Genomic DNA, 17,058 nt, shown 5'->3' with positions numbered 1-17,058 from the left:
TAAGCATACGGTTAATTTTTAGGTGATAAAAGAAGCATCTGCCTAAATCAATTTATTTTATGATAACGCTGTAAAATATTTATAGAACAAAGGAATGGTTTCGATACCTTTATAATAGTTATAAATATCGTATTTCTCGTTTGGCGAGTGCAAGGCATCACTGTCTAAGCCAAAACCCATCAATACTGTTTTTATGCCTAATTCTTTTTCAAACAAAGCTACAATCGGAATGCTTCCGCCGCCACGGGTTGGAATTGGCTTTTTACCGAAAGACTCTTCAATTGCTTTTTCGGCTGCGCGGAAAGCAGCACTCGATGTGGGTGTAACTACCGGTTCGCCGCCATGATGTGGTGTAACCTTCACTTTTACATACGGTGGTGCTATGCTTTCAAAATGCTTAGTAAACAACTCTGTTATTTTAGCCGAACTTTGGTTTGGTACTAAACGCATAGATATTTTTGCAGATGCTTTGGATGGCAATACTGTTTTGGCACCTTCGCCAATGTATCCGCCCCAAATTCCGTTCAATTCTAATGTTGGCCTTGTTCCGGTACGTTCTAAAGTACTATAACCTTTTTCGCCCCAGATTTCCTTAATCTGCAAATCTTTTTTGTATTCATCTATGTTGAACGGTGCTTCGTTTAAGGCATGTTTTTCTTCATCCGTCAGTTCAATTACATCATCATAAAAACCCGGAATGGTAATATGGTTGTTTTCATCATGAAAAGAAGCGATCATTTTAGACAGAATGGTGATCGGATTAGCAACCGCACCGCCATACACGCCTGAGTGCAAATCGCGCGATGGCCCTGTTACTTCCACTTCCAGGTAAGAAAGCCCGCGCAAACCGGTTTCTAAAGAAGGGTTTTCCATACTCAGCATAGAAGTATCCGAAATTAAAATAACATCAGCCTTTAACTTTTCTTTATTTTGCTGTACAAAGGTTGCCAGGTTATCCGATCCTACTTCTTCTTCACCCTCGATCATAAATTTAATATTGCAGGGCAGGCTGTTGGTTTTCATCATCAGTTCAAATGCTTTAACATGCATATAAAACTGCCCTTTATCATCACAGGCACCACGGGCATAAATTTTACCATCGCGGATAGTGGGTTCAAATGGCGGCGTTTTCCAAAGCTCTAACGGATCCGGCGGCTGCACATCATAATGGCCGTAAACTAAAACGGTAGGCTTAGAGGCATCAACAGTTTTTTCACCGTAAACAACCGGATAACCAGCTGTTTTACAAACCTCTACATTTTCTGCACCTGCTTCCCGCAGTTTTTCGGCAACAAAATCTGCTGCATTTAAAACATCATTTTTATATTTTGGATCAGCGCTTACCGAAGGGAAACGAAGCAAAGCAAACAATTCATCTAAAAATCGGTCTTTGTTAGCTTCTACATATTTTTTAATTTCTTGCATTACTAAACGTTTTGAACAAATATATAATTTTTGCTTCCATGTAGTGTAAATACGTTTTGAGCCTTAACAGCTAAACCTTAATGAAAAAATATTTTTAATTATTATAAAAATCCTATGTAGTTGTTTTTCAAACTGTCAAATTTTAATGTATATTCGTTAAGGTTTTTGTTAGTCGGGGTTTATTAATAAAATAAAGGTTAAATGGCTCGTAGGTCGATAAGGTTTTTGCTGCTGTTTTTAGCATTTTTTACATCAGCAATTGTTTATGCGCAAAGTCCAAGCTGTTCTTTATCTTCAAAATTGTATGCTAAAGACAGTATCGATATTACCACCTTTGGTGCCAGTACTGTAGCTGGAATTAATGGGCTTCAGTTTCAGGGATATTTAAATTCTGATTTTCAAGCCTGTTATCCCGGTAAAACTATAATAGTAGATAATTATGGCATCCCCAGTCAAACTACCACACAAGGTTTAGCCCGTTTTGAAGCTACTATTAAAAACAAAACTGGTTTTGTATTGATTTTGATGGGCTTAAATGATGCTTTGGCTATTGTGGACGGGAAAATGAAAATAGCAGAAACGCAAAGCAATATGGACAAAATGATAGAAATTGCTTTGGCTTACAATTTAATACCAGTTATCGGGACCATTCAATACTTAAACGATACCAATAACAAACGTAACCAAAATGCAAATTTTGTAATCAGGCAAATTAATGCTATCTACAGAAGAATTGCCACCAACAGAAAAATTTATTTTACAGATATAAATGCTGTTTTGGGCAGGGACTGGTCTTTATACCAGGATACTACGCACCCTAATGCACAGGGAAATATGCGGATTGCTTATGCCTGGTTTGATACCCTGAATATGATTATTGAAAACAAATTACTGCTTTCGGGCTTAAGCCAGAATTATCCCAATCCTTCTGTTAACAACACAACAATTGGGTTTAGTTTAGCTAAATCTAATAAAGTTATAATAACCTTGTACAATATGGCCGGGGCAATTGTTAAAACACTGGCAAACAACTATTTCAATTCCGGCTATCATGAAATTGTACTTCCAACCACAGATCTTGTCCCTGGAATTTACCTCTATGCCATGCAAACACCAACAGAGCAATATGTAAAAAAAATGGTTGTACTTGGCCGATAAAGCATTACTTGTGGTTATACTTAATCACAATGACTACTTGGCCTTTTATCACCGCCACCACTGCTCATATATGCTTTTTTAATCGTTGGGTTTTCCGGATCAACACTTTCCTTTTTACAAGACACTGTACAAATTGTGGCAAAAGCAAATAATGCGAGCATAAACCTTTTCATAATTTTCCTGTTGTTTTAGTAATATACTTTTTACAATCAGTGTTACGTAAATCTGTAGCACAGGTTGCTTCATAATGTTTTTTTTATTACTACACAGTTATTTTTCAACAGAAAAATATTAGTTTTTATACTAACAAAAACCAGTTAACTTGATACTTAAATCCGTTATATTCAATTTACTATTGCTACCTTTTTGTACCGGTGCATTTTGTATTGATATGAACAATACTGGAATCAAAGACAACAAAAGCATAAATAGTATAGATTCTATAACCAATATGGCATTCAACCTTAGGTTAAAATCTCCTGCACTAACTATTAAATACGCAACAACAGCATTTAGCCTGGCAAAAAAAACAAACTACTTAAACGGCCTGGGAGAGGCATGCCGGGTAATTGGCATAGGCGAATCCTATTTAAACAATTATGAAAAAGCACTGGATAAATATTTAGAAGCAATTCTATATTTTGAACAAACCCACAATTTCAACGCCATCGGAAAAGTATATAACAATATTGGCAATTTGTATTTATCCAGTGATTATGATAAAGCGTTGGAATATTATACAAAAGCATTGCAAATTGCTAAAAAATACCAAGCCAAACCCGAAATTGCAAGATTGTATGTCAATATAGGTATTGTTGAGATGAAGAAGAAAAACTTCAGCGAAGCGTTGGAAAAGTTTCAACTGAGTACACAATTGTTTAAAGAGATTAATGCACCTGATTTGATTGTAACTTGTATGCAAAATCAGGGAGAAGCATACAATTATTTAAAGCAATACCAAAAAGCTGAAACTATATTACAGGAAGCTTTTACAAAAGCACAGGCGCTAAATTTAAATGTTACAATTGCAAATATTAATTTAACCTTATCAAATGTTTATCTCAATCAAAGTAAATTTGATAAAGCAGAAAAAACACTAACTAATGGTTTTGAATATGCCAGAAACCTGGATAACCGCGATTTGCAAAATGATTATAACTATGCTTTCTATCAGTTAGCATATAAAAAAGGTGATTACAAAACCGCTTTGGGTTATTTAAAACAAAACTTTAGTCAGGATAGCGCTTACTACAGGCAATCTTTTTCTAAAAGGATTACACTTGCTTCTGATTTATTTGTTCAGCTTGAAAACAGAACAAAAAATGAACGCATTATAGCTCAGCAGAAATATGCAACTACTCTTTTTTGGTCGAGCGCAACCGTTGCAGCATTGTTAGCGGCATTGGTTTGCTTATTAATTATCAACATTAAAAGAACGAACAGGAGCAATACAGAGCTTACCCGTCTTAATATTGAAGTATCTAAACAAAAGGAACATGCCGATTTACTAAACCGCTATTTAGAAGAAAAAATTGATGAGCGTACCAAGGATTTAAAAGTAAAAAACAAAAGGCTTTCTGAGTATTCCTTACATCTGTCGCACCAAATCCGCGGGCCAATTGCTACTTTAAAAGGAATAGTTTATTTGCAGGAAAACAGCATGATAGACCAGGAAGAATGCATTGATTTGATTAAAAAATGTGTTTTTAATATTGATGAAGAAATTATCAGCATGAGTAAAACCCTGAACGACAACCACGGCCTCAATCCTGATAAAATATAATTTACCCCTATAAAAGAAGCATTGCTGCATTAACTCCGCGCAGTATTTTTAATTTTGCAAATAAAATAAAACGAACAATTGGAATATTTACAGGGATTAAACCCTTCGCAACGAGCAGCAGTAGAATGTGTTAAAGGGCCGGTGATGATTATTGCCGGAGCGGGTTCTGGTAAAACCAGGGTAATAACTTACCGTGTTGCCCACTTGATCCGGTTAGGAATCGATCCTTTTAACATCCTGGTATTAACTTTTACCAACAAAGCCGCACGCGAAATGCGCGAACGGATTGTGGGCGTGGTTGGTGCAGAAGCAAAAAACATCTGGATGGGCACTTTCCACTCTGTTTTTGCAAAATTACTTCGAGTGGAAGCTGACAAAATTGGTTATCCTTCTAACTTCACTATTTATGATACGGACGACAGCAAAAGCTTGCTTCGCGCAATCCTGAAAGAAATGAACCTGGATGATAAATTGTACAGCGCTAACTTCGTTTATAACAGGATTTCTGCTGCCAAAAACAATTTGATTTCCTGGCAGGAATATCAGCAGAATGATCAGATCCAGGCGGATGATTTTTCTGGCGGGCGCGGACAATTAGGCAAAATTTATGAAACGTATGCTCAGCGTTGTTATCGTGCAGGAGCGATGGATTTTGATGATTTGCTTTTCAAAACCAATGAACTACTCAAAAAAAATCCGGACGTTTTATATAAATACCAGAACAAGTTTAAATACCTGATGGTAGATGAGTATCAGGATACCAACTATTCTCAATATTTAATTGTAAAAAAGCTGGCTGCCATTAATGAAAATATTTGTGTGGTTGGTGATGACGCGCAAAGTATTTACGCTTTCCGCGGGGCAAACATTCAGAACATTTTAAATTTCGAGAAGGATTACCCCGACTTGCATGTTTTTAAGCTGGAGCAGAATTATCGCTCAACCCAAAATATTGTAAATGTAGCCAACAGCATCATCGCCAACAATAAAGATCAGCTTAAAAAAACAGTTTATTCTGAAAAAGAGCACGGCGATAAAATTAAAGTAATGCGTGCCTTTAGTGATAACGAAGAAGGTAAAATGGTTGCCGAAGCGATATTGCAGGAACACGCCAATAAAGGTTTGCGCTGGCATGATTTCGCTATTTTATACCGCACGAATGCACAATCCAGATCAATGGAAGAAGCATTACGGAAACTCAATATTCCCTATAAAATTTATGGCGGCTTGTCTTTTTACCAACGTAAAGAAATTAAAGATCTGATTGCTTATTTCCGGCTGACATATAATCCGCATGACGAAGCCGCCTTAAAACGCGTAATTAACTACCCTAAAAGAGGCATTGGCGATACGACTGTTGACCGTTTGATTGTAAGTGCCAATCAGCATCAAATCAGTTTATGGGAAGCTGCTACAGATCCGGCTAAGTATTTAGATGGAAGAACTGCTTCTACCGTAAGCAACTTTATAATCCTGATCCAAAGTTTTCAGGTCATCGCGCAAACCATGTCTGCTTATGAAGCTGCTTTGCACATTGCCCAGCATTCGGGTTTGCTGAAAGATTTGTACGAAGATAAATCGATAGAAGGTTTAAACCGCCACGAAAACATCCAGGAATTGCTGAACGGTATTAAAGAGTTTTCTGAGCGGGAAGATATTGAAGAAAAAGGCCTGGATGTATTTTTGCAGGATATTGCCTTGTTAACCAATGATGATAACGACAAAAATAAAGATGCAGATACCGTTTCGCTGATGACCATCCATTCCTCAAAAGGGCTGGAATTTCCACACGTTTTTGTTGTTGGATTAGAAGAAAACCTGTTCCCATCTCAATTATCCTTAAATTCGAGAACAGACCTGGAAGAAGAAAGGCGTTTGTTTTACGTTGGTGTAACGCGTACAGAACATAAACTTACTTTAAGCTATGCAACTTCCAGGTTTAAATTTGGAACATTAATTAATTGCGAACCAAGCCGATTTTTAGATGAGATAGATGCAAAATTCCTGGAATTGGATTACAGTGCGAAACCAGCTACTGGAAATCCTTTTTTTGATGACGAAAAACCGGACAACCGGAATAAAGATATCTTCTCTAAACCAAAACCATCCGCTTCCAGTCCTAAAACAACTTCTGTTTTAGCAAAAGCACATGTGCCCACGGCGGGCTTTGCCCCTTCGGACATGACTAAATTACAAACGGGCATGGAAGTAGAACACGAACGGTTTGGTTTTGGTAAAGTAATTAACCTGGAAGGCAACAAACCTGATATAAAAGCAACAATATTTTTTAAAGAGCTTGGCCAGAAGCAATTGTTGCTTAAATTTGCAAAACTTCGTATCGTAGAATAGCTTTTTATACTATTTAAAGTATATTAACGCTTTAAATGCAACATCTGTTAATCCCATCAAGTATTAACAGTTTAATTTGAAAACATGACTTTTGATTATAATACTTCCCGCAATAAACTAATCCTTTCTGAATATGGCCGCAACGTACAGAATATGGTTAAATATATTGTAGAACTCCCAACTAAAGAAGAACGCAACCGCTATGCACAAGTGGTGATTGATTTGATGGGATTTTTAAACCCGCATTTACGCGACGTTGCTGATTTTAAACATAAGCTTTGGGACCATCTCAACATTATTTCCGGTTTTAAGATTGATGTGGATTCTCCTTATCCAAAACCAAGTGAAGAAGCTATTCATTTTAAACCTGCCCCGCTAAAATATCCGCAGGACAGGATCAGCTTTAAACATTATGGCAAAACTGTTGAACTGATGATCGACAAAGCCAAAAGCATTGAAGATACCCAGCGCCGCCAACACATGGTCCAGGCCATTGCCAATTTTATGAAAATGGCTTATGTTACCTGGAACAAAGATTCTGTTGCAGATGAAACGATTTTGAATGATTTGAAAATCCTGTCAAAAGGCGAGCTGCAACTGGAGGAAAACATCAACCTGAACCGGGTAGAATATCGTACGCCTGTTGCCCAAAACACCAATAACCGTGCGCGTGGCGGAACCAATAATAACCAGAACAATAAAGGCCGCCAGAACAATAACAACAACCCGCGGCACATGCAAAATAACCGAAACCGAACCAACAATAACAATCCCGGCGGCAGAAAATTCTGATGCTGTTTTTACCGGGTAAAAAATAATATATGAGTGCATTTGAAATATGGGGTGGCAAACCTTTAAAGGGAGAAATTATACCCCAGGGTGCCAAAAACGAAGCTTTACAGGTTATTTCTGCCGTTTTACTAACGGAAGAAAAAGTAACGATCAGCAATATTCCGGATATAAAAGATGTAAATAAACTGATCGAGCTTTTAGGTGATATGGGCGTTGAGACAGAACGTTTAGCTGCTGATACCTATTCTTTCCAGGCAAAAAATATCGATCAGGATTTTTTTAAATCGGATGCTTTTAAACAAAAAGGCGGAGGTTTAAGAGGGTCTATCATGATCGTTGGCCCGCTTTTGGCTCGTTATGGTAAAGCAGCCATTCCAAAACCCGGAGGCGATAAAATTGGCCGCAGAAGGCTCGATACACACTTTTTAGGTTTTGAAAAATTAGGCGCACGTTTTGAATACAATGCAAGCGATGAATTTTTTGATGTAGATGCAACCAACTTACACGGAACCGATATTTTACTGGAAGAAGCATCCGTAACCGGGACCGCAAACGTGGTGATGGCTGCTGTGTTGGCTAAAGGAACGACTACGATTTATAACGCCGCATGCGAACCTTATTTACAGCAGCTTTGTAAAATGCTGAACCGGATGGGCGCTAAGATTTCTGGTATTAAATCAAATTTATTAACCATAGAAGGTGTAGAAAAATTAGGCGGAACAGAACATCGTTTATTGCCGGATATGATTGAAATTGGTTCTTTTATTGGTTTAGCTGCCATGACGGAATCAGAAATTACGATAAAAAATGTTTGCTTTCAGGAACTTGGCATTATCCCAAATACTTTTGCACGCTTAGGAATTCAGTTTGAATTGCGCGGCGATGATATTTACATCCCGGCTCAAAAACATTACGAGATCGATACTTTTATTGATGGTTCTATTTTGACTGTTGCCGATGCGCCCTGGCCAGGTTTTACACCCGATCTGCTGAGTATTGTTTTGGTGATTGCTACGCAGGCAAAAGGTTCTGTGCTGATCCATCAGAAAATGTTTGAAAGCCGTCTATTTTTTGTAGATAAATTGATTGATATGGGCGCGCAGATCATTCTTTGCGACCCTCACCGTGCAACCGTAATTGGTTTAGATAAAAAAGTTAAATTGAGAGGAATTGAAATGACTTCGCCAGATATTCGTGCCGGCGTTTCTTTGCTGATTGCTGCCTTATCTGCAAAAGGAAAATCTGTAATCAGTAATATTGAACAAATTGAACGCGGCTATCAGCATATTGATCAGCGCTTATTAGCTTTAGGGGCTGATATTAAGCGAATTTAAAGAGGTTTTTCTCCGCCTTTTCTAAAAATAAAAATCCTATTATAAAAGAAGCTCTGGCTGCTAATGCAACCGGAGCTTCTTTTATCAAGTAATTTTAATTAAGAGCTGTTTTAAATTATAGTGCTTCTTTTATGCCTATAAATCTTGTTTTTGCAATACCTACTGATAAAATGAGCATAGAAATTTTCTGTTTTTTAGGTGATAAAAGAAGCATACGAAATAAATTGAACAAAATTTAAACAGGCTCTAATACTATTCCATCAAATTATTTATCATTTCGCATTATTTGAATACGTTACAATCCTCAAGGTTTTTAATGGTCTTTTTAATTAAAATACTATAGGCATTATTGCTATTAAATCAGATCACCTAAATCAATACATAAAACTGCCATCGCCTCGTCTTTGCATTGGCCTGCCATTTCGTGTTGGCCTGCCACTCCATTTTTGCAGGCTTAAGCGCATCCCAATTAAAAAGTACCGGCTTAAGGTGTTGGAAAGCGTATTGGTTACTGCCTGGGCAGTTACTGTTTGCTGAATAAAATTATTTTGGTGCAAGAGGTCAAAAACATTGAAGGTGATCACAAGGTTTTTTTTCTGAAAGAATTCTTTTTCAAAACCAGCATTAATAACAAACGGACTTGGGTTTCCCAGCTTGCCTAAACCGGTTACATAGCTTTTGGTCGCGCTATAATTAATCTGAAATGTTTTAAAGAAATATACCCGGCCATCAACAGCTAAAGAGGTGGTCCGGAGCATTGTCGGGGCAGCACCAAGCAAGGTAGTGAACGACCGGGAAAGATCGTACCCGATATAAGGGTTAATTTCGATATTCTCGGTCGGGCTGATCCGTGGGCCAAAACGCTCGTCAAAACGCCAGTTGGTATTGTGGTACAACTGGTTGTTGCTCATGGCTTCGCTGTAATTATAGGTTATATTACCATTTAAAGACAGGTTATATTTACGGTCTGAAAGCTGTTTTGCAATATTATATCTACCAACAATGGCATGTGAACCTTCAACGTTAGCATAAGTAATCTCATTAATTGTTTTACGGGTAGTTGCACCATTATTTGTAATGATTTGGACCATTTGAATGGTATTGCTCGTGATCTGGTCCTGGTAAAAAGTACCGTTCATGTTAAATGATAGGTTCAGTTTTGAATTAGACAGATAATTATTGTAAACCAGATTAAGCGAATTTGTAAAAGTGGGTTTCAGGTTAGGGTTACCAACAACAATATTATTAGGATCGGTACGGTCTGTAAAAGGTTGTATTTGCTGAAACTGTGGTTCAACGTTATCACCTGTGTAAGTAAAAGATATCCTTTCTGTGCGTGACCAGGAGTAAGAAGCTCTAAACACAGGAATAATACGGAAATAGTTATGCGATGTGGAAACAGCACTGCCATCTCCGCTATTATTTACTTTATTGCCATCTAACCTGCTGGGCAAAGCTAATGCACCCAAAGAAAGATTATATTTGGTGCCATTGTAACGGTAATTTATAGAATACCGAGACTCGGTGAACGAGTAATTGTAGATGTTATCTAAGCGCGTAAGTTCCTGTATTTGTCCGTTTGCCAGTACGGTATCAGATATTGCTTTATTATCATAAACTGCTCTTCGAATTTGGCCGGTAAACTCGATTTGCGAATATTTACCGATAGGCTCAACATAAGTTCCAGTGGTGGTATAAGTAGTGTTCCGGCTGCTGCGGTTTGTTAATAAGTGTGAAAGGGAATCGCTAACCAGCCTGTCAGTGGTGCTATCCGCATAATATCTGTAATTATTGTTTTTATCCCCATTTTGCTGGGTGTTGGAAGTAGTAACGCTGTATTGAAGGGAAAGATTTCTTCGCGGCTTTTTAAAAACATGCAGGTAAAAAGCCGTTAAACCATAAGCTGGCGCAGCATTGGTATTACTGGAAGTTCCATTAACTACCGGATGCTCCAAACCAGTTGTAAAATAGTTAATATTATTAGTTAGCGAATTGGTTAAACTGTTAGAGCCTGTATAAGAAAACGTTGGGGTTATTTGTAAATAATTGGCTTTGTCTATCGTATAATCCATTTCAAATCGCACATTATGGCTTTTGCTATTATTTTCTGCGGTGTTATGGTTAACAAAATTGCTGGAACCATTAGTAGAATATCTTTGTCCATAGCTGTCGTTGATGGAATTGTTATCGCTAAACCGATAAGCATAGCTTCCGATGACCTCGATTTTTTTACCCCACTGGTCCCGGTAGTTGAATGAAGGAGAACCAGATTTTGTTGTACCTGGACTACTGCTGCCCCGTCCGGCTCCCGCACCAACACCTGTGCCACCACCTCCTCCATTCGTAGCGCCTCCTGCCACACCTGAAGATGCTACACCGTTTACCGTATTAGCCAAACGCCCTATAACACCCAATTGCTCGTTAGCATTAATGCGTTGTACAAAAAGCTGGGCATTGTAACGGTCGTTGTTGCCATATTGCCCGGTTAATCTTCCGGTTGTGCCTACAGACCTGTCTGCTCTGGTAGTAATATTCAAAACTTTCTGGGGGTCACCGTCTTTAATTCCGGTCCGTGCAGCCTGGTCGCCATAATCATCAACCACCTGTATTTTTTCTACAATTTCTGCAGGCAGGTTCTGAATCGCTTGCGCCACATCCCCGCCTGCGTATTCTTTACCATTTAGTTTAGCCTTGGTTATCTGTTGCCCCTGATGCGTAACCGTTCCGTCGCTACCAACTTCAAAACCTTCCATTTTTTTCAAAAGCTCGTCAACCGTAGCATTTGCACGCACTTTATAATCACTGGCTTTGTATTCAACAGTATCTGTTTTGTAAGTAATACTTGGCGTACCATTTATGGTTACCCCTTTTAATGTTTGGACGTCTGATTTCAGGATTATAGGATCTAAAACCAATCGGGGAACAGCATCATTATTCAGAAAACGTTTAACAAGCCTTCTATATCCAATACTGGCTACAGTAAGTACAAATGTAGCCGACTTTACATTCTTAAAAATAAATATACCATCTGCATTAGCAGAAGTACTCATCGTATCTTTTGGGGATTCTAATTTGATAACTGCACCTGCTAATATATTATCCGAAGAATCTTTTACAATACCGCTTACCTGGCGTAAGGGCAATGGTGGTGCCACCGGCCGTTGCTGCCTGCCTTGCATATTCTGGGGTATTTGCGCAAGTAGCGTTCCTGATATAAGGAATAAAACAGCCAGTATAAGTAGTGATCTTTTCATCAGTTTTAAGTTCCTTAAATCAAAAAAACAATGCTCTTTTTGGTAAGATAAAAGCTTTAAGTTTTAAAATTGTATTATTAAATTATTTGCTTTTAGCCAATGTATATTTACCCCAGAAGTCAGTAGGGCTCATCATATCCTGCATGTTCATTCCACCCAAATTGCCACCACCAAATCGTCCACCGGCTCCGCTACGTCCGCCGCCAAAACCTCCTCCACCAAAACCATCTCCGCCACCACGGGCAGTACGCCCGCCGTTATTGCCTGCAGCTGTTTGAGGATTGCCGTCATTATTGTCACGGTTACCGCGGTAAAACTGTATTCCGTTTACCTTTATATTATATGCAAGTTCTTTTGTGCTTCCGGTTGATAATCCAAGTTCTTTTAAGGGCAGCGCTAACTCGTAAATAAAGCTTCCGTTATTATCATAACCTACAGCTGCTTTTATACCGTATTCGTTATAGATGGCAATTACGCTGTCAGGAATATCTTTAAAACCTTTTATAGTGATTTCTTTCGCGCTTGCTAATAACTGGTTCCGCATGTTAGCTACACGAACCGAATCCGGCATTTGCGGTTGCCCATTGCCACCACCTCCCCGCTGCCTGAACTGATTAGGCATACTTGCTCTGTTTACCACCGGGAAAAAGATAACAAACGCGTCCTTATCTTTTTTCTTTCCGGATGTATTTACTGTAAAAGTGATGCCACCACCCGCTATTTTATTACTGTTATTTTGGTCGGTTGATTTTACCGCCAGATAAAGGTTCTTATCATCATTGGCAATAGTATAATATAAATTGGTAGTTTTATTATTGGCCTGTAGCGAGTTGTTCCATTCATTAAGTTTGGCATCGATTTTTATATTAGCCGGCGCCCATATACTGCCTTGCTGCACATTTTGCGCCTTACTGTGTATGATTAGACCTGCGCTAAGAACTATACTTAAAATGGTTTTGATAAACACTTGAGCATTAGTATTCATTTGTCAGAGTTTTAATTTTATTTAGGGCTTATTTTAATTTTGTCCGATTATTTTATACTTCTTTTATCGCCTAAAAATATGCGGTCCGGAAGTTATTTTTATTGTTTAGAACCTTGATAATATTTAGGTGATAAAAGAAGCATCATGATATTTCAACTAAAAATTCAAACCATATCTTAATCATTTTTGGGCTCCTGATGCCCAATGTAAGCCAATATTTTATCTTTATAGTTATCACTTACAGGTATTTCTATCTCCTTGATCATGATACGGTTTTTTTTAAATGCGCTAACTTTATCCAGCGAAATAATGAACGATTTATGTACCCTTGCAAACCTTTCCACCGGTAATTTTTCTTCCATAAAACGCATGCTCAACCGGGTGATGATTGGTTTTGGCGAATTCTCCAGATAGATCTTGATGTAGTCCTTTAAACCCTCCACATAAAGAATTTCCGGTATATTTATACGCACTACAGAATAATCGGCATTAACAAAAAGGTAATCAGGCTCAGCAGGGGTTTTTACAGGAGGAAAACCTTTTTGCTGCTGACGCAAACTCATCAGTTCATGGGCTTTGTTCACGGCCTTTAAAAAGCGTTCAAATGCAACTGGTTTAAGCAGATAATCTAACACATCTAAATTAAAACCATCTATAGCGTAATGATTATAAGCCGTTACCAAAATAACCAGCGGCGGATTGGTTAAGCTGTTTAAAAATTGAATGCCTGAGATACCTGGCATCTGCACGTCCAAAAAAATAAGGTCAACTTGTTCTCTTTGCAAAAAATCCATCGCCTCCATTGCATTTTTACATTTACCCATCAACTGGATAAACGGCACTTTCTGGATATTATCTTCCATAAGTTCCAATGCAAACTTCTCGTCGTCGATTAATAAACAGCGTATCATTTCATTTTAGTTTAAGTTTTAAACGAGCTATATGCATTTCATCCTTCTCACTTATACTCAAGTTATAGTTATTGGGATAGAGTAAATCAAGCCTCCGGCGTACATTAGTCAAACCTATTCCGGAACTACTATCTTTTGTATCTTGTGGCGGTGCAATCGTATTTATTACCTCGAAAGAGAGCCAGCCAGTAATCTCATTTACAGATAGCGTAATTTTAATTTGAGGGCCTTTAACCATTCCTACGCCATGTTTAAAGGCATTCTCTACAAACGGCGTCAATAGCATTGGCTCAATGTAATAAGTGTCGAGCCGGTCTGGAGTATCAAAATTTAATCTCAGGTCATCTTCAAAACGCAGCATTTGCAACGAAATATAACTTTTTAAATATTCCACCTCTCTGGATAACAGAACACGTTCCTCATCATTCTCATACAGCATATATCGCATTAATTTAGATAATTCTATGAGGGAAGGCTCCAACATATCAGATTTTTTACGTGCGAAAAGTACCAAGGTGTTCAGCGTGTTGAACATAAAATGCGGACTTACCTGCGAGCGCAGAAAACTGAGCTCTGTTTTCAGGTTCTCATTCTCCTTTTCTTTTCTGGTTTTTTCCTGCTTGGCATTATCGATGATGATCCGGTAACTAAAGCTTATGCCCATAATAAAAAGGTAGGTAATCATATTGGTAAAATACCAGCCGAACCATCCCCGGTCAAACCCACTATGTTCTGGCCGGAAATGAAATCTTCCCCCGGGTAAATTATGGCTGTTTTCCTTTCCAAAATGATGGAAGCCTGCCCGCGTAAAGGGAAAAAGCAACTGATCGATCAAACGCGAGAAGTACATCACAACTGCCACAGTAAAAACAAGAGATAGTACATACAGAAATAGTTTTTTTTGCTTATAAAGCTGAGGATACAATAAATAAGCATTGAAATAAAAGCAGGTTGCCAGTAATATGTTGTTAATAATGAGTTTATACTGCCACGGGCTAATGCCTTGGTAAGTATTTGGGTTACGAAACAAATAAGGCGAAATGATAACAAGCACCCAAAAGAATATGTGAATTGCAGGATGCTGAATTTTGCCGGAATAAAATCTTTTAAGTGCCATCGAAAATAAAGGTAAGTGAATACTTAACCCTAATTTTAAATATGAGATAAACGATGGATAATATTAGACCAGTCCTGATTTTTTTGCGATAAAGGATAATCATTCGCATCAAAAGTTAAAAAGCAGGTACCAAACGAAGCGGGAAACATCAGTTACGGGAAGTGTTCAACAGGAGACTTTATTGGGTCAAACGGCCTATCTTTTTTGTCTAAATTATAGCTTAAATCAACTAAAATTTCTTACGATAAATACTTTCCAACAATCGGCATCCTTCTACCCATACCAAATGCCTTGGCAGAAACACGTAAAATTGGTGGCGTTTGGTAACGTTTATGTTCTGATATATTAACCAAACGAATTACTTTTCGCACTACAGCTTCTTCAAAACCGGCAGCAATAATACTGGTAGATGATTTCCGGAATTCGATATATTCTTTTAAAATCCTATCCAGTACGTCGTACTCAGGCAAAGAATCAGAATCTTTTTGTCCGGGACGTAATTCTGCTGATGGTGGTTTTACTATAGAATTTTGAGGGATAATTTCTTTTTCACGGTTGATGTGATTCGCCAGTTCGTAAACCTGCGTTTTATAAACATCGCCTAAAACAGAAATTCCGCCGCACATATCGCCATATAAAGTTCCGTAACCAACGGCAGCTTCACTTTTGTTGGAAGTGTTTAATAAGATGTAGCCGAATTTGTTGCACATCGCCATTAAAATAACAGCACGGCTGCGCGACTGGATATTTTCTTCCGCAATGTTAAAAGGCAAACCGGCAAATTGTGGTTCTAAAGCATTTTCAAAAGAATTTGTAATTGCTTTTATGGCTACAGTCTGGCTCATACAACCTAAGTTTTTTACCAAATCTTCTGCATCCTTGATGGAATGATCGGAAGAATAAGCCGAAGGCAGCAACACAGCCATTACGTTTTCTGCGCCTAATGCTCCGCAAGCCAATACGCAAACCAAGGCAGAATCTATCCCACCGGAAAGCCCAAGCGTAGCTTTTGTAAAACCGGATTTTTTAAAATAGTCACGAATTCCCAAAATCAAAGCCTGGTGAATTTGTTCAATCTTAGCCATTCTTGATACATCCGGCGTAAACGGTTTTTCACCTTGGATGGATACTTCTTTTACCCCTATTTTTTCGATGTTGTAGTAAGCAACCTGTTCTTTAAAATAATCCAGTTCATCTACAATTTGTCCTTTTGCATCATAAACCATCGAGCCACCATCAAAAATCAGTTCGGTTTGTGCGCCTATATGGTTTACGTACAACAATGGCAGATGGTATTTTTTGGCGTTGTAACTTAACACCTCCATCCGCTCCTGATCGTGGTTTACAGCAAAAGGCGAAGCTGCAATGTTAATCATCAGATCAGGCCGCTGCTGAATCAAAACATCCATCGGCCGTGTCCGGTACAACGGATCATCGATGTTGTTCCACAAATCCTCACAAATAGTTAACGCAATACGCTGGCCTTTAAAATCAATGCAATGGAAATCAGTTGCGGGTTCAAAGTAGCGGTACTCGTCAAACACATCATAATTGGGCAGCAGTGCTTTGTTTGCTACTGCTTTTACCGTACCATTTTCAAGGAAATAAGCAGAATTGTAAAGGTCTTTTCCTTCGGGAGAAGAATTTACAGTTGGCAAACCGATAATACATGCTATATCTTGACAAACTGATGCAATTTGCTTTGCCGAAGCATCGCATAAAGCAATAAACTCGGTAAATTCCAGAAAATCACGTGCAGGATAACCGCTGATACATAATTCTGCAAAAACAACCAAATCTGCTGCGTTTGCCTGTGCTTCTTTTATCGTCGAAATTATTTTATTGGTATTGGCTTCAAAATTACCTATATGGTAATTAAGCTGTGCTAAAGCAATTTTCATAAAGTAAAAAATGTATCTGTAACAGCAATTATAGCGTATTACAGATTAA

The 17,058-nt window shown here is 38.2% G+C and carries 12 protein-coding genes; 5 read left to right on the top strand and 7 right to left on the bottom strand.

Annotation, left to right across the window (positions count from 1 at the left end):
* Positions 1–57: 57 nt before the first annotated feature.
* Positions 58–1,425, bottom strand: coding sequence for a dipeptidase (locus GO621_RS02105; protein ID WP_157563751.1), 1,368 nt, complete (start codon positions 1,423–1,425; stop codon positions 58–60).
* A gap of 225 nt (positions 1,426–1,650) precedes the next feature.
* Between GO621_RS02105 and GO621_RS02100 the strand changes: the two genes are divergently transcribed.
* Positions 1,651–2,583 (top strand): GDSL-type esterase/lipase family protein, encoded by a 933-nt coding sequence (locus GO621_RS02100; protein WP_198170099.1) that lies wholly within the window; start codon positions 1,651–1,653, stop codon positions 2,581–2,583.
* Positions 2,584–2,603: 20 nt separating this feature from the next.
* Here the strand turns inward: GO621_RS02100 and GO621_RS02095 are convergent, their stop codons facing one another.
* Positions 2,604–2,756: a hypothetical protein gene (locus GO621_RS02095; RefSeq protein ID WP_157563747.1), complete on the bottom strand. Its 153-nt coding sequence runs from the start codon at positions 2,754–2,756 to the stop codon at positions 2,604–2,606.
* Positions 2,757–2,974: 218 nt separating this feature from the next.
* On the opposite strand from GO621_RS02095, the gene GO621_RS02090 reads away from it, so the two are divergent.
* From GO621_RS02090 to murA, 4 genes are all read left to right on the top strand, one after another.
* A complete protein-coding gene (locus GO621_RS02090) occupies positions 2,975–4,366 on the top strand; it encodes a tetratricopeptide repeat protein (RefSeq protein WP_157563745.1) in 1,392 nt (463 codons plus the stop codon).
* 78 nt (positions 4,367–4,444) lie between these two features.
* Positions 4,445–6,715, top strand: coding sequence for an ATP-dependent helicase (locus tag GO621_RS02085; protein WP_157563743.1), 2,271 nt, complete (start codon positions 4,445–4,447; stop codon positions 6,713–6,715).
* 84 nt (positions 6,716–6,799) lie between these two features.
* Entirely contained in the window at positions 6,800–7,507 is a 708-nt protein-coding gene (locus GO621_RS02080) for a DUF4290 domain-containing protein (protein ID WP_157563742.1), read from the top strand.
* A 29-nt stretch (positions 7,508–7,536) separates the two neighbouring features.
* Positions 7,537–8,841 (top strand): UDP-N-acetylglucosamine 1-carboxyvinyltransferase, encoded by a 1,305-nt coding sequence (gene murA / locus GO621_RS02075; protein WP_157563740.1) that lies wholly within the window; start codon positions 7,537–7,539, stop codon positions 8,839–8,841.
* Between the two features lie 374 nt (positions 8,842–9,215).
* On the opposite strand, the gene GO621_RS02070 is transcribed toward murA, so the two are convergent.
* The 5 genes from GO621_RS02070 to GO621_RS02050 form a co-directional block, all read right to left on the bottom strand.
* Complete coding sequence (locus tag GO621_RS02070) at positions 9,216–12,095, bottom strand: TonB-dependent receptor (protein ID WP_157563737.1); 2,880 nt, start codon at positions 12,093–12,095, stop codon at positions 9,216–9,218.
* A gap of 82 nt (positions 12,096–12,177) precedes the next feature.
* The gene (locus GO621_RS02065) at positions 12,178–13,080 is read right to left on the bottom strand and encodes a DOMON domain-containing protein (protein WP_157563733.1); all 903 of its coding nucleotides are present in this window, start codon (positions 13,078–13,080) and stop codon (positions 12,178–12,180) included.
* 176 nt (positions 13,081–13,256) lie between these two features.
* Positions 13,257–13,991, bottom strand: a complete 735-nt coding sequence (locus GO621_RS02060; protein WP_157563729.1) for a LytR/AlgR family response regulator transcription factor — start codon at positions 13,989–13,991, stop codon at positions 13,257–13,259.
* Between the two features lies 1 nt (position 13,992).
* Positions 13,993–15,108 carry a sensor histidine kinase gene (locus GO621_RS02055; RefSeq protein WP_157563726.1) on the bottom strand — a complete coding sequence of 372 codons (1,116 nt, stop codon included), beginning with the start codon at positions 15,106–15,108 and terminating at the stop codon, positions 13,993–13,995.
* 239 nt (positions 15,109–15,347) lie between these two features.
* Complete coding sequence (locus GO621_RS02050; RefSeq protein WP_157563723.1) at positions 15,348–17,009, bottom strand: NAD+ synthase; 1,662 nt, start codon at positions 17,007–17,009, stop codon at positions 15,348–15,350.
* Between the last annotated feature and the right edge of the window lie 49 nt (positions 17,010–17,058).

Origin of the sequence: Mucilaginibacter arboris (assembly GCF_009754915.1) — a bacterium.
Taxonomy (GTDB): Bacteria; Bacteroidota; Bacteroidia; order Sphingobacteriales; family Sphingobacteriaceae; genus Mucilaginibacter_A; species Mucilaginibacter_A arboris.
The sequence above is the reverse complement of the archived record's forward strand: the minus strand, read 5'-3'. Positions and strand labels throughout refer to the sequence as shown.

Bases quoted from the DNA above. Each gene is read 5' to 3' on its own strand.
- GO621_RS02095 (WP_157563747.1), bottom strand. From the start codon at position 2,756: ATGAAAAGGTTTATGCTCGCATTATTTGCTTTTGCCACAATTTGTACA.
- GO621_RS02065 (WP_157563733.1), bottom strand. From the start codon at position 13,080: ATGAATACTAATGCTCAAGTGTTTATCAAAACCATTTTAAGTATAGTT.
- GO621_RS02055 (WP_157563726.1), bottom strand. From the start codon at position 15,108: ATGGCACTTAAAAGATTTTATTCCGGCAAAATTCAGCATCCTGCAATT.
- GO621_RS02050 (WP_157563723.1), bottom strand. From the start codon at position 17,009: ATGAAAATTGCTTTAGCACAGCTTAATTACCATATAGGTAATTTTGAA.
- murA (WP_157563740.1), top strand. From the start codon at position 7,537: ATGAGTGCATTTGAAATATGGGGTGGCAAACCTTTAAAGGGAGAAATT.
- GO621_RS02090 (WP_157563745.1), top strand. From the start codon at position 2,975: ATGAACAATACTGGAATCAAAGACAACAAAAGCATAAATAGTATAGAT.
- GO621_RS02105 (WP_157563751.1), bottom strand. From the start codon at position 1,425: ATGCAAGAAATTAAAAAATATGTAGAAGCTAACAAAGACCGATTTTTA.
- GO621_RS02070 (WP_157563737.1), bottom strand. From the start codon at position 12,095: ATGAAAAGATCACTACTTATACTGGCTGTTTTATTCCTTATATCAGGA.
- GO621_RS02060 (WP_157563729.1), bottom strand. From the start codon at position 13,991: ATGATACGCTGTTTATTAATCGACGACGAGAAGTTTGCATTGGAACTT.
- GO621_RS02080 (WP_157563742.1), top strand. From the start codon at position 6,800: ATGACTTTTGATTATAATACTTCCCGCAATAAACTAATCCTTTCTGAA.